At 55.0% G+C, this 420-nt stretch carries 1 protein-coding gene; it reads right to left on the reverse strand.

Going from position 1 to position 420, the window contains the following annotated elements; genetic code table 11:
* Window positions 1-106 precede the first annotated feature (106 nt).
* A complete protein-coding gene (locus D3A59_RS25240; protein ID WP_157991405.1) occupies window positions 107-307 on the reverse strand; it encodes a hypothetical protein in 201 nt (66 codons plus the stop codon).
* Between the last annotated feature and the right edge of the window lie 113 nt (window positions 308-420).

Consider the following 420-nt stretch of genomic DNA (forward strand, 5'->3'; position numbering starts at 1 on the left):
AGAATCCGCGCAATAGGCAGCAAAGAACTATTGGATGGACAATATGGCACATTGGTTGACCAAGTTGACCTGCCAATAGATCAGAAATAATTATTGGATGGCAGCATCAGCCACTGAAAGTGCAGGATTTGCCACCACAATGAAAAGTAATGTTATTTGGCTGGCTGACATTGCCCGATGGGCGGCGTTTCAGGCGTTTTTCGACCCTGTGGCTGGCGCTTAGGGCGGGCATGGTGTCTAGATGCAGGCAGCGCAGCTGCAGCGTGCCGTCGAGCAGCTCGCGCAACAACGGGTCGCTGAGCGCCAAGCCGCTTGTAGATCATGCGTGGCGCAATGATTCGCCATTTTTTCACGATGGCCGCAGTAGGCAGGGTTGCGGCTAGGCGTCATTGCGTTCTTTCGCCCCGCCTCGGCTCCACC

The organism is Caldimonas tepidiphila (genome assembly GCF_003569765.1).
Taxonomy (GTDB): Bacteria; Pseudomonadota; Gammaproteobacteria; order Burkholderiales; family Burkholderiaceae_C; genus Caldimonas; species Caldimonas tepidiphila.